Genomic DNA, 13,287 nt, shown 5'->3' on the forward strand with positions numbered 1-13,287 from the left:
ACTCGTAAACCTAAATCTTTTTAATTTGGTTTACAAGTCGATTATGACAACGGACGATCTTGCCTTTGACCAACGCCATATCTGGCATCCTTACACGTCAATGACCTCACCGCTCCCGGTGTATCCGGTGGAGCGCGCCGAAGGTTGCGAACTGATTTTGTCTAACGGCGAACGCCTGGTTGACGGCATGTCCTCCTGGTGGGCGGCAATTCATGGCTACAATCACCCACAGCTCAACGCGGCAATGAAAACGCAGATCGACAGCATGTCGCACGTTATGTTCGGCGGTATCACCCATGCCCCTGCCATCAATCTGTGCCGTAAACTGGTGGCGATGACCCCAGAGCGGCTCGAGTGCGTTTTTCTGGCGGATTCCGGTTCGGTCGCGGTGGAAGTGGCGATGAAAATGGCGCTGCAATACTGGCGGGCATTAGGCGAATCCCGCCAGCGCTTCCTGACGTTTCGTAACGGCTATCACGGGGATACGTTCGGCGCGATGTCCGTCTGTGACCCGGAGAACTCCATGCATAGCCTGTGGAAGGGCTATCTGCCGGATAACCTGTTCGCTCCCGCGCCGCAAAGCCGAATGGACGGTGAGTGGGATGAACGGGATATGGTGGCATTCGCCCGTTTGATGGCCGCGCACCGCAACGAGATTGCGGCGGTCATTCTGGAGCCGATCGTCCAGGGCGCGGGCGGCATGCGGATGTATCACCCTGAATGGTTGCGGCGCATCCGTAAAATGTGCGACCGCGAAGGCATCCTGCTGATTGCCGATGAGATTGCGACCGGATTCGGCCGTACGGGTAAACTGTTTGCCTGCGAGCACGCCGACATCACGCCGGACATTCTGTGTCTGGGGAAAGCGCTGACCGGCGGGACCATGACCCTCTCCGCCACCTTAACCACCCGCACTATCGCTGAAACCATCAGCAACGGCGAAGCCGGATGTTTTATGCATGGCCCAACCTTTATGGGCAATCCACTGGCCTGTGCCGTGGCGACCGCCAGCCTGTCGCTGCTGGAAACCGGAGAGTGGCAACACCAGGTTGCCGCCATCGAAACGCAGTTACGCGCTGAATTAACCCCTGCCGCGCAGTCGCCGTGGGTGGCGGATGTGCGCGTGCTTGGTGCCATTGGCGTAGTGGAAACGACACATCCGGTGAATATGGCAGCGCTCCAACGCTTCTTTGTGGAACAAGGGGTGTGGGTACGCCCGTTCGGTAAACTGATTTATCTGATGCCGCCTTACCTTATTCAACCTGAGCAACTGCGTAAACTGACGCAGGCAGTGAATGACGCCGTGACGCAGGAAACATTTTTTATCCATTAATCGGCGGTAAGCCCGTCTGATACTGACTACACTTTTTTGCGGATCAGCAGATTGACGGAGGGTGCATGATACTTATCAGCCACGACCTGCGCGACGGGGAAAAACTGCCCCATCGTCAGGTATTCAACGGGATGGGCTATGACGGAGATAATATCTCTCCGCACCTGGCCTGGGACGATGTCCCCGCCGGGACGAAAAGCTTTGTCGTGACCTGTTACGATCCCGACGCGCCCACCGGCTCGGGTTGGTGGCACTGGGTTGTCGCCAACTTACCTGCCGACACGCGCGTTTTACCGCAAGGCTCAGGCTCTGGTCTTTCGCCGCTGCCGGAAGACGCGATTCAGACGCGCACGGATTTTGGCAAAGCGGGCTACGGTGGCGCTGCGCCGCCAAAAGGGGAAACGCACCGTTATATCTTTACGGTGCATGCCCTGAATGTGGAACGCATTGAGGTCGATGAAGGCGCCAGCGGTGCGATGGTCGGGTTTAATGTCCATTTCCATTCACTCGCCAGAGCGTCAATTACCGCGATGTTCAGTTAATCGGTGTTGTGCCGGATGGCGACGCTAACGCGTCTTATCCGGCCTACAGGTTACACAGGCCGAATAAGCGTTAGCGCCATCCGTCATTGTTACAAGAACTCAGGCACCAGACGCAATAAATCACCCCGCGCCAGTAGCGCAGTAGCACACTCGATATCCGGGGAGAAGAAACGATCCTGGGTGTAGTGCGGAACCTGTTCACGTAATGCCTGACGCGCCTGCTCCAGCAGTGGACTGGAGGTTAATCCTTCACGCAAATCAATCCCCTGACAGGCTGCCAGCCACTCCACGGCGATCACGCCTCGCGTATTGGCGGCCATTTCCCACAACCGACGACCCGCCGCCGGTGCCATAGAAACATGGTCTTCCTGATTCGCCGATGTCGGCAGACTGTCGACACTGTGCGGATGCGCCAGCGCTTTGTTCTCGCTGGCCAACGCCGCCGCCGTCACCTGGGCTATCATAAAACCGGAGTTAACCCCGCCATTTTTCACGAGGAACGGCGGTAGCTGCGACATGTGTTTATCCATCATCAACGCAATGCGTCTTTCCGACAGCGCGCCAATCTCCGCGATCGCCAGCGCCAGATTATCCGCCGCCATCGCCACCGGTTCCGCATGGAAATTGCCGCCGGAAATCACATCGCCCTCTTCGGCAAACACCAGCGGGTTGTCCGAAACCGCATTGGCTTCAACAAGCAGCACCTCCATAACCTGACGCAGTTGCGTCAGACACGCCCCCATCACCTGCGGCTGACAGCGCAGAGAGTACGGGTCCTGCACTTTTTCACAGTTATGGTGAGAGTCGGAAATCGGACTGTTTTCGGTCAGCACGTGGCGGTAAAGCGCCGCGGCATCTATCTGTCCGCGTTGCCCACGCGCGGCATGAATGCGCGCGTCAAACGGGCGACGTGACCCCAGCACAGCTTCCGTGGTCAGTGCCCCGCACACCACGGCGGAGGCAAATAACTCTTGCGCCTCAAACAGACCGCGCAGGGCAAAAGCGGTCGATGCCTGGGTGCCGTTAAGCAGCGCCAGCCCCTCTTTTGCCGCCAGCGTGACAGGCTCCAGACCCGCTTTACGCAGCGCGTCCTTCGCCGGTAGCCACTCGCCTTGCCAACGTGCTTTACCCTCGCCAAGCAGCGTAAGGGACATGTGTGCCAACGGCGCTAAGTCGCCTGACGCCCCTACCGATCCTTTTGCCGGAATCAGTGGATAAACACCGGCATTGACCAGTGCGATCAGCGCTTCAATCACACTCAGACGAATGCCTGAAAATCCACGGGCCAGACTGTTGATTTTCAGCACCATCATCAGACGCACCATCGCGTCGTCCAGCGGTTCGCCAACCCCTGCGGCATGTGAAAGCACCAGCGAGCGCTGCAAATTTTGCAGATCTTCGGTGGCGATGCGCGTCTGCGCCAGCAGACCGAAACCGGTATTGATCCCGTAAGCCGTACGCCCTTCAGCCACAATGTTATTCACACAGGCGACGCTGGCATTGATGCCATCAATCGCGCTGGCATCCAGACTCAGTTGCACAGGCTGCTGCCAGACGGCGCGCAGTTGTTCAAGGCTCAGTTGGCCCGGCGTTAACATAAGCGTATTCATATCAACGATTCCCTTGAGTAGCCGCGATCATAGGTAAGTTCAGCCCCTGCTCGACGGCGCATTCGACGGCGATGTCATAACCGGCATCGGCATGGCGCATAACGCCCGTTGCCGGATCGTTGTGCAGTACCCTGGCGATGCGTGCTGCCGCTTCATCGGTGCCGTCACAGACGATCACCATCCCGGAGTGCTGGGAGAAGCCCATTCCCACGCCGCCACCGTGATGCAGCGAAACCCAGGTTGCGCCGCTGGCGGTGTTGAGCAACGCATTCAATAGCGGCCAGTCGGAGACCGCATCAGAGCCGTCGCGCATCGCTTCGGTTTCACGGTTTGGACTGGCGACGGAACCGGAATCAAGATGGTCACGACCAATCACAATCGGCGCGGAGACTTCGCCGCTGCGCACCATTTCGTTAAACGCCAGCCCCAGTTTTTGCCGCCACTCCAGACCGACCCAGCAGATACGTGCGGGAAGTCCCTGGAAGTTGATGCGCTCACGGGCCATATCCAGCCAGTGATGCAAATGTTTATCGTCTTTGACGATCTCTTTTACTTTGGCATCGGTTTTATAAATATCCTGCGGATCGCCGGAAAGCGCCACCCAGCGGAACGGGCCAATCCCACGGCAGAACAGTGGTCGAATATAGGCAGGAACGAAGCCTGGGAAATCAAACGCCCTTTCAACGCCCATCTCTTTGGCCATTTGGCGAATATTGTTGCCGTAGTCAAAGGTCGGGACGCCCATTTCGCTAAACGCCAGCATTGCCTGGACGTGTGTCGCCATTGAGCGTTTCGCCGCCAGTACCGTACCTTGCGGGTCAGAAATCGCTTTCTGCTGATACTCTTCCCAGCTCCAGCCGGAAGGCAGATAGCCATGCAGCGGATCGTGGGCGCTGGTCTGATCGGTTACCATATCCGGGCGTACACCCCGTTTTACCAGTTCTGGCACGATGTCCGCCGCATTGGCGCACAGGGCGATAGAGACGGCTTTACCTTCACGGGTGTATTTTGCAATACGCGCCAGCGCGTCATCCAGGGATTCAGCCTGTTCATCGACATAGCGGGTACGCAAACGAAAATCGATACGGCTCTGCTGGCATTCAATGTTCAGTGAACAGGCACCGGCCAGCGTCGCGGCCAGCGGCTGAGCACCACCCATACCGCCAAGCCCGGCGGTCAGCACCCAGCGTCCCGCCAGGTTGCCCTGATAGTGCTGGCGTCCGGCTTCGACAAAGGTTTCGTAGGTGCCCTGGACGATCCCCTGGCTGCCAATGTAGATCCAGCTTCCGGCCGTCATTTGACCGTACATGGCCAGGCCTTTCGCATCCAGCTCGTTGAAGTGCTCCCAGGTCGCCCAGTGCGGAACCAGGTTGGAGTTGGCGATCAACACGCGCGGCGCATTTTCATGGGTTTTGAATACGCCTACCGGTTTGCCGGATTGCACCAGCAGGGTTTCATCGTCATTCAGTTGGGTCAGTGCTTTAACGATGGCGTCATAACATTGCCAGTCGCGCGCGGCACGCCCAATCCCGCCATACACCACCAGCTCGTGGGGATTTTCAGCAACATCGGGATCAAGGTTATTCATTAACATGCGCAGCGGCGCTTCGGTCAGCCAGCTTTTGGCTGTTAAGGTCGTCCCTCTTGGGGCACGGATATCCTGCTCACGATATTTGCTTTGGGGCATGTCAGATTCCTCACGAACGCTCAGATAAGTCACTAACATATACTTGTCTATACAAGCTATCGCAAGGACGCAATTAACAGAAATGATACATTTTTGTTATATTGCGTCAGCAATCACGGTTTTCGCTGTTGTCCGGTCAGGACATAAAATGGCCTTGCAGGCGATAACGCGACCCCGGAAAGAGTAAACGCGCATGGGAGACGATCTGCGTTGCCGACCAGGTGGTACGACGGATCAGCAGACACGGGTCATGTTCTTTGATATTTAACAAGGCGCACTCTTCCGCCGTGGCGCGTACCGCCTCGACAATGTGCTCCCCTTCCGTCAGCGGGGCGATCAGCGACAAATAGGCATGCGGCGTTGTCTGCTGGTAATCCTGAGAGAGATACTCCGGCACCACCTCCGCATTCACACAGCGATCCTCAATTTGCACCGGCAGAGCGTCTTCGTAATGCACCATAATAGAATGGAAAATGGGCGTCCCTTCTTTGACATTGAGCGCCGCCGCCTGCAATGCCGTCGCCTGTGTGCTCTCCAGCGTCAGCACTTCACAGCGGTGCTGGTGGTGACGGGCGATGATTTCGTCAGCAATGCTGCGGATTTCAAACAGCGCCGATTGTCCTTTCGGCTCCGCGACAAATGTCCCGACCCCCTGCAGACGCACCAGCAGCCCCTCATCGGTTAGCTCCCGCAGCGCCCGGTTGATGGTCATTCGACTAAAACCATACTGCGCCACCAGTTCCGCTTCCGACGGAATACGGTCATGGGGTTGCCAGATCCCGCTGGCGATTTTTTCGCTGATGGCCTGTTTGACCTTTTCATAAAAGGGCGCAGGCGCGCTGGCCGTGGCAGAACGTGAGCGAGAGGGAAACATGCAAGAGCCTTCCTTATGCGTATAAAAGTGGGTCTGGTGTTAGTGCCACCAGTGCGCGATTTGCCAGCCAAGCCGCGCCGCAACTCGCGCTGCTTTGCCATCATCGTCAAAGCGGGGGTTAAATTCAACCATATCCACCGCCTGAAGTTTACCGCTTCGACAAACAGGTTCCACCAGACGCATCACGGTGGCCAGCGGCACCCCCAGTGCAGCGGGCGCGGAAACCGCAGGCATTTCCCAGACGGGAAGCACGTCGAGATCGATCGTCAGATAGATTTTGTCCACGCTGGCGATAAACTGCGACAGCTGTGGTTGTGCGTCGCCGCACTCCAGATCCTCAACGACCATCACCTTACGCCGTTGTGCTTCATCCCATAAGGCAGCGGTATTTGCCGCCCGACTCACGCCAAAGCAGGCATAATGAAATTCGCGCTCCTGCGCCTCGCAGAGCTGGGCCAGTTGCCGAAACGGTGTGCCGGACGTTGCCCTTTCCGCCTGGCGAAGATCCAGATGCGCATCCAGATTGAGGATCCCAATGCGCGCATCCGGGAACGCATCCAGAACGCCAGCCCCATGACCAAATGCGGTTTCATGCCCACCGCCTAACACCAGGGTACGCATATTGGCCTGCTGACACTGTCGTACGGCGTCACGCAAGGCGTGTTGTGCCGCTTCAAGATCGGGAGCCTGCGCGATGATATTGCCTAAATCTACCAGCCGGTCATGCCCCTGATGCGCCGCCAGATTCGCCAGCGCTTTTCGCAGCGCATCCGGTGCGCCCGCCGCACCTGGACGCCCCTGATTACGCTTTACGCCTTCATCACAGGCAAACCCCAGTAACGCGATGTTCTGCGGGTATGAGGATGGGGAGAATGTCGGGCTGAGCGTGATTGTCTGGAACAGGCGCAGCGCACTGGCGGCTTCCGCGCTGTCATCACGCCCCTGCCACAAAGAACGGGGAGTCGGTTGCCATTGCGTCATTTTATCTGCCCTCTGAAAACGCGTTGATACAGCGGGTTACGGCCCGGTTCGTACAGGATTTCAACCGGAAGCGCCGCATCCCAGACCACAAAATCAGCCACATAGCCCGCTTTAAGCTGCCCATGCGTTGCCTGTCGCCCGAGCGCGCGCGCAGCATGGCGTGTGACGCCTGCCCATGCCTCTTCCGGCGTTAACCCAAACTGAACGCAGGCCATGTTCATCGCCAGATGCAAGCTAATGAACGGGCTGGTGCCCGGGTTAAAATCGGTGGCGACAGCCATCGGCACCTGGTAGCGGCGCAGCAGTTCAACCGGCGGGCGCTGGGTCTCTTTGAGAAAATAAAACGCCCCCGGCAGCAGGACGCCCACGGTACCGCTTTGGCGCATCGCCGCCACGCCCGCTTCGTCCAGATATTCGATATGATCGGCAGACAGACCGTGATAGCGGCTGACCAACTGCGCACCGCCCAGCAAAGAGAGTTGCTCAACATGCCCCTTAACCGGGATCCCCAGCGCCTGCGCGGCCTGGAACACACGCTCGCTTTGCGCCAGGTTAAAACCGACGCTTTCGCAGAACAGATCTACGGTCTCAAACAGCCCCTTTTCCCATAAATGAGGCAGCATCGACTCGCACACCTGCGTGATGTAACCATCAGGATTGTCGCGATATTCCGCTGGCGTGGCGTGCGCCGCCAGTAACGTCGGACTGATTTCTAGGGTGTTCTCAGACGCCAGCGCCGCGATAACCTGCAGCATCTTCTCTTCGGTGGGTAAATCCAGACCGTAGCCAGACTTTATCTCCAGCAGCGTGACGCCTTCTTTAATGAGACGCGCCATTCTGGCCCGTGCGATGGCAAGCAGATCGTCAGCGGAGGCTTTTCGCGTCGCCGCCACGGTCGAATTAATACCGCCGCCCTGCGCGCTAATCTGTTGATACGAAACCCCGTTCAGCCGCTGTTCCCATTCTGCGGCGCGGTTACCGCCAAAGATCAGGTGCGTATGGCAGTCGATCAATCCCGGCGTGACCAGGCGACCCTGCATATCAAACGTCTTGCCCTGCGCCCCCTCTAATGATGACTCGGGGACAATATCCAGTATGTTGCCCTGACGCACCACCAGCGCATGCCCCTCGACCATGCCATACGGCGTGTTGCGTTCGGGATCCATGGTCGCCAGCCGGACATTGCGCCAGATAACGTCATCAGGTAAAAGTTGCCGCATTCCATCCACCACTTGTCATAGGTTGTATAGACATTTATTTTTATTCCAGCGCTATTGTCAACCGGGGGGACGATAAATGTTGCTTATTTGTGACGTGTCGGCCCAATCCACGGGGCATCCGCTTCCTAAAATGAACTTTTTGCCTTTTCGCCTTCCCGTTTCGCCCAACTTAGTATAAAAAAGCAGGCTTCAATGGAATTAATTTAACTTTCAAAGCCCGGAGCAACCCGTGAACACATTATCGGTTTCCCGTCTGGCGCTGGCACTGGCTTTTGGCGTGACGCTGACCGCCTGTAGCTCTACGCCGCCCGATCAAATCCCTTCCGATCAGACTGCGCCTGGAACGTCCTCGCGTCCGATCCTGTCGGCGAATGAAGCACAGAACTTTGTTGCTGCTCATTATTTCGCTTCACTGACGCCGAATACGGCACCGTGGTCGCCTTCTTCTATTTCTCTGCCAGCGCAGCCTGACTTTGTGGTCGGCCCGGCAGGCACGCAGGGCGTCACGCATACGACGATTCAGGCGGCAGTAGATGCGGCAATTACTAAACGTACCAATAAGCGTCAGTTTATCGCGATCATGCCAGGCGAATATCAGGGTACCGTGTACATTCCGGCCGCACCTGGCAGCCTGACGCTGTACGGTATGGGCGAGAAGCCGATTGATGTGAAAATTGGATATGCCATTGATGGCGATATGAGCATTGCTGACTGGCGTCGCGCGGTAAACCCGGGTGGTAAATATATGCCGGGTAAACCTGCGTGGTATATGTTTGACAGCTGCCAGAGCCAACGTAACGCGAACATTGGCGTCATGTGTTCAGCGGCTTTCTGGTCACAGAATAACGGCCTGCAATTGCAGAACCTGACTATCGAAAACAATCTCGGTGATAGCGTAGATGACGGTCACCACCCAGCCGTTGCCCTGCGCACCGACGGCGACAAAGTTCAGATCAACAATGTGAACCTTCTCGGTCGTCAGAACACCTTCCTGGTGACCAACAGCAGCGTGCAAAACCGTCTGCAAAACGATCGTCAGCCGCGCACGCTGGTCACCAATAGCTACCTCGAAGGGGATGTGGATATTGTTTCTGGTCGTGGTGCCGTGGTGTTTGACAACACGGACTTTCGCGTTGTGAACTCCCGGACACAAAAAGAAGCCTACGTATTCGCCCCGGCAACGCTGTCCAACGTCTTCTACGGCTTCCTTGCCACCAACAGCCGTTTCACGGCAAGTGGTGATAATGTCGCGCAACTGGGCCGCTCGCTGGATGTCGATACCAACACCAACGGTCAGGTGGTGATCCGCGATAGCGTGATCAATGAAGGCTTTAATATGGCCAAACCGTGGGCTGATACCGCGATTTTCAAACACCCGTTTACGGGAAATACCGGTACGATGGATGATAAGGGTGAGATTCAGCGCAACCTGAACGACACCAACTTCAACCGCCTGTGGGAGTACAACAACCGCGGGGTAGGCAGTAAAGTGGTTGCAGAACCGAAGCAGTAATCGCCGTCCTGACCCGGTAAGCGCATGCGCTACCGGGCCATGCGCCGGATAATGGCTGAAATGCCTTATCCGGCCTGCGACACACAATCAGTACGCGTTAACCACCACCCACATTGGCCCCTGACCCACCGCATAGCGCGCCTTTTCGCTTAGCAGTCCCTGCTCGCCGACAATGTCATACACCGCAATATGATGCGACTTTTGCCCGGCGGCGATCAGATATTTCCCCTGATGATCAACATTGAAGCCACGCGGCTGGGTTTCCGTTGGCTGGTAACCTTCTTTGGTCAGCACGCTACCATCCTCAGAAACGCTGAACACCGTAATCAGACTGGCAGTACGATCGCAGGCATACAGATGACGGCCATCCGGCGTAATGTGAATGTCTGCCGCCCAGCGCGTGTCGGAGAAATCAGCAGGCATCATATCCAGCGTTTGTACACACTCCACGTTGCCATGAGGATCTTTGAGTTCCCAGACATCCACAGAGCTGTTCAGCTCATTCACGCAGTAGGCGTATTGCTGGTTCGGGTGGAATGCCATATGGCGTGGGCCTGCACCTTCAACCGTCGTCACTTCCGCCGGTTCCTGCGCCACCAGCTTGCCGTCGTCGCTGAGCGTAAACAGGCAAATGCGATCCTGTTTCAGCGCCGGAACCCACAAGGTACGATTATCCGGCGAGATATTCGCGGAGTGGCATCCCTCCAGCCCTTCAACGACATCCACCACTTCAACAGGCAGCCCATCTTCCAGACGCGTCACGCTGACGTTTCCGGCATTGTAGGATCCGACAAAGACAAAGCGCCCCTGGCGATCGGTGGAAATATGCGTCGGACTGCCCGGCAATGCGGACTGTGCTGCAAACGTCAGTGAACCGTCGTCTGGCGCAATGCGATACGCCAGTACGCGAAACTCCGGACGCACGCCAACGTAGAGATAGCGCTTATCCGGACTGACCACCATCGGCTGAACCTGGCCGGGTACGTCAACCACCTGCACAAGCGTCAACACGCCTTCATGATTCAGGCTCCAGACGTGAATTTGCTGGCTTTCAGGGCTGGCGGTATAAACTGTTTGCTTCATGAATGCTCCTTTGCTTTGGCAACTGGCTGCAATAACCGGATACAGCTTAACGTAGTCGCTTTTAACGATGAATTCTGAATTAACGCTCAGAGTTTTGCCCGACTCTCTTCTCGGTGTACCATTCTCTCAGACAAAACTCTCAACCTTAACCTGGAAATATCTATGACCGCTCGCGTGATTGCTCTGGATTTAGACGGTACCTTGCTGACCCCGAAAAAGACCTTGTTACCCTCCTCTCTTGAGGCACTTTCGCGCGCCAGAAACGCCGGGTATCAACTTATCATTGTCACCGGTCGTCATCACGTTGCGATTCACCCTTTTTATCAGGCGCTGGCGCTGGATACACCTGCAATTTGCTGTAACGGCACCTATTTGAATAGCCGCTATAGTAAACAAACAAATCTGCACGCCTTACATTAATTTCATCCTTCTAACCTTTCGCTTTGCCTTGGCACAACCTCCCTAGCGTATCAATTTCCAAGTATGTGGCAAGCGGTGTACTATCGGCATAATCCTACTCAATCACAGCGAAACACGATATGAATTATCAAGTAATTGCCCTTGATCTAGATGGTACTTTGTTAACGCCAGAAAAAACTATTCTCCCTGATTCACTGTTAGCACTACAACGTGCTCAGGGTGCTGGGGCAAAAGTCGTGATCGTGACTGGGAGACATTTCGTTGCTATTCATCCTTTTTATCAGGCACTCGCTTTAGATACACCTGCAATTTGTTGCAATGGTGCATTAATGTACGATTACCACGAAAAAAAGGTTATTGCGTCTGATCCACTACAGCCAGACCAAGCTACACAATTGCTTGAACTGCTTGATAGTTACAATGTTCACGGTTTGATGTATGCCGATGATGCAATGTTTTATCAGGAAGCAACAGGGCATATTATCCGTACTGAAAATTGGGCTAAATCATTGCCTGAATCGCAACGTCCAGTATTTAAACAGGTAAGTTCGCTACGTGAAGCAGCACATGAAGTAGCCGGAATTTGGAAATTTGCCCTTACTGATACTGATACAGTTAAATTACATAAATTCAGTCAGATCGTTGAACGTGAGCTTGGGCTTGCTTGTGAATGGTCATGGCATGACCAGGTTGACATAGCACAATTGGGAAATAGCAAAGGTAAACGATTAGCACAATGGGTTGAATCGCAGGGTTTATCGATGAACCAAGTTATTGCTTTTGGGGATAACCATAACGATCTTAGTATGCTAAAAAATGCTGGTCTTGGCGTGGCTATGGGTAATGCCGTAGATGAAGTGAAAGAATGTGCTGATTTAGTAATAGGTAACAATACTGAAACTGGTATAGCTGGTGTAGTAAATCAGTACTTTTCTGAAGAACATATTACAGCGTGAATCCGAAACAGGGATGTTTGAAATGATAAAATTTATACCAGAAAATGGAATGCGAACTTATATTGATGAACAGGTAGAACAGTTTGGTTTTCAATATGATGATAGCTTTTCATGAAAATGAAATAAAAGTTTATGCAAATGAGCAACAAACTATAATTAACATAAATGCTCCTAAATGAAAATGGCCTCGTTTTAGAGGCCAATATAATCATTTTCCTAAATCCAAAAAAGACTTTGGAGGCTTGCTAATAATCATTTGCACACCATCTTTCGTAGACTTAAAAGATTTCATTAACTTTCGAGCCGCATTAGGGAGTTTACTGTGGTTGACAACCAGATAACCGCCCCTAACTTTTTTAATGACACCATCTTTTTCAAGTTGTTCAAAGTCGATAGCTGAGTACTCTTTTGCTTGTGCCACTATTGTACTTAACATCTCTTCTTTGGATACATCATTTTCATTTTTCATAATAGCCTCGAAGCTCATTTATACTTTCTCATATTATCTGAATAATCTATGAGTTATCAAGTGATATAGTGAAAAAATCACAATAGGCATATCAAAAATAAAAACATTACCGACTATCAATTTTTATAATTAGATTGTAATCATTGTTATTTTTTTCTACTAAATTAACACAAGCCCCATAAGGGGATTTCCTAGCTTCCACCCACCATGATTAAAAGTATCTGTAGTAGCTCACCTAGTGGAACTTGTATTAATACAATACCAAACGCATCAAGAACAGGTACAATTATCCAATTATATAAAATGATTAGAGCTAGCACAAAGCCAAGGAAGTTTCTCCAGTGTAAGGTGTTTTGCTCAATTTCAATTTTATTTGTCTCAATCTGTCCTTCAGTGTTAGTTTTATGTTCCTCTTTTTCAATTAATTTTGTCTTTGTAAAAACACTCATTATTGTACTAATTAATACGGATATTGCATTTATCATATTTCATTTCCTTATTGTAACTGGCATACGACAGACCTGTAAATAGACCCGTTTTAGTTCCATGCATTTTTTGAGATCCCAGCCAAATAATGGTGTTGTCGATATTCCTCCGGC

Annotated in this window: 13 protein-coding genes; 5 read left to right on the forward strand and 8 right to left on the reverse strand. The window is 53.6% G+C overall.

Annotated elements, in window-relative coordinates; translation table 11 throughout:
* The first annotated feature begins 43 nt into the window (after positions 1 to 43).
* Positions 44 to 1,333 carry an adenosylmethionine--8-amino-7-oxononanoate transaminase gene (gene bioA, locus AC07UY_RS11005; protein WP_494659405.1) on the forward strand — a complete coding sequence of 430 codons (1,290 nt, stop codon included), beginning with the start codon at positions 44 to 46 and terminating at the stop codon, positions 1,331 to 1,333.
* A gap of 65 nt (positions 1,334 to 1,398) precedes the next feature.
* The gene (locus tag AC07UY_RS11010; protein WP_494701174.1) at positions 1,399 to 1,875 is read left to right on the forward strand and encodes a kinase inhibitor; all 477 of its coding nucleotides are present in this window, start codon (positions 1,399 to 1,401) and stop codon (positions 1,873 to 1,875) included.
* Between the two features lie 89 nt (positions 1,876 to 1,964).
* On the opposite strand, the gene hutH is transcribed toward AC07UY_RS11010, so the two are convergent.
* The 5 genes from hutH to hutI form a co-directional block, all read right to left on the reverse strand.
* On the reverse strand, positions 1,965 to 3,485 hold the full coding sequence (gene hutH / locus AC07UY_RS11015; protein ID WP_494659403.1) for a histidine ammonia-lyase: 1,521 nt from the start codon (positions 3,483 to 3,485) through the stop codon (positions 1,965 to 1,967).
* A 1-nt stretch (position 3,486) separates the two neighbouring features.
* Positions 3,487 to 5,172 carry a urocanate hydratase gene (hutU, locus tag AC07UY_RS11020; protein ID WP_494701175.1) on the reverse strand — a complete coding sequence of 562 codons (1,686 nt, stop codon included), beginning with the start codon at positions 5,170 to 5,172 and terminating at the stop codon, positions 3,487 to 3,489.
* A gap of 136 nt (positions 5,173 to 5,308) precedes the next feature.
* On the reverse strand, positions 5,309 to 6,046 hold the full coding sequence (locus AC07UY_RS11025) for a histidine utilization repressor (protein ID WP_494701176.1): 738 nt from the start codon (positions 6,044 to 6,046) through the stop codon (positions 5,309 to 5,311).
* A gap of 39 nt (positions 6,047 to 6,085) precedes the next feature.
* On the reverse strand, positions 6,086 to 7,027 hold the full coding sequence (gene hutG / locus AC07UY_RS11030; RefSeq protein WP_494701177.1) for a formimidoylglutamase: 942 nt from the start codon (positions 7,025 to 7,027) through the stop codon (positions 6,086 to 6,088).
* The gene (gene hutI / locus AC07UY_RS11035) at positions 7,024 to 8,247 is read right to left on the reverse strand and encodes an imidazolonepropionase (protein WP_494701178.1); all 1,224 of its coding nucleotides are present in this window, start codon (positions 8,245 to 8,247) and stop codon (positions 7,024 to 7,026) included. The genes hutG and hutI overlap by 4 nt, the downstream gene beginning before the upstream one ends.
* Before the next feature lie 229 nt (positions 8,248 to 8,476).
* Here hutI and AC07UY_RS11040 point away from each other — a divergent pair, with 229 nt between their 5' ends.
* Positions 8,477 to 9,760, forward strand: a complete 1,284-nt coding sequence (locus tag AC07UY_RS11040; protein WP_494701179.1) for a putative acyl-CoA thioester hydrolase — start codon at positions 8,477 to 8,479, stop codon at positions 9,758 to 9,760.
* Positions 9,761 to 9,847: 87 nt separating this feature from the next.
* Here AC07UY_RS11040 and pgl read toward each other — a convergent pair whose 3' ends face one another.
* Entirely contained in the window at positions 9,848 to 10,843 is a 996-nt protein-coding gene (gene pgl / locus AC07UY_RS11045) for a 6-phosphogluconolactonase (RefSeq protein ID WP_494701180.1), read from the reverse strand.
* Between the two features lie 162 nt (positions 10,844 to 11,005).
* On the opposite strand from pgl, the gene AC07UY_RS11050 reads away from it, so the two are divergent.
* Positions 11,006 to 11,263 (forward strand): HAD-IIB family hydrolase, encoded by a 258-nt coding sequence (locus tag AC07UY_RS11050; protein WP_494701181.1) that lies wholly within the window; start codon positions 11,006 to 11,008, stop codon positions 11,261 to 11,263.
* 119 nt (positions 11,264 to 11,382) lie between these two features.
* Positions 11,383 to 12,219, forward strand: a complete 837-nt coding sequence (locus AC07UY_RS11055; RefSeq protein ID WP_494701182.1) for a pyridoxal phosphatase — start codon at positions 11,383 to 11,385, stop codon at positions 12,217 to 12,219.
* A gap of 208 nt (positions 12,220 to 12,427) precedes the next feature.
* Here the strand turns inward: AC07UY_RS11055 and AC07UY_RS11060 are convergent, their stop codons facing one another.
* Both AC07UY_RS11060 and AC07UY_RS11065 read right to left on the reverse strand, forming a co-directional pair.
* Positions 12,428 to 12,706 carry a hypothetical protein gene (locus AC07UY_RS11060; RefSeq protein ID WP_494701183.1) on the reverse strand — a complete coding sequence of 93 codons (279 nt, stop codon included), beginning with the start codon at positions 12,704 to 12,706 and terminating at the stop codon, positions 12,428 to 12,430.
* A 173-nt stretch (positions 12,707 to 12,879) separates the two neighbouring features.
* Positions 12,880 to 13,173: a hypothetical protein gene (locus AC07UY_RS11065; protein ID WP_494701184.1), complete on the reverse strand. Its 294-nt coding sequence runs from the start codon at positions 13,171 to 13,173 to the stop codon at positions 12,880 to 12,882.
* Between the last annotated feature and the right edge of the window lie 114 nt (positions 13,174 to 13,287).

Source organism: Citrobacter sp. GW821-FHT02E08 (genome assembly GCF_059421685.1).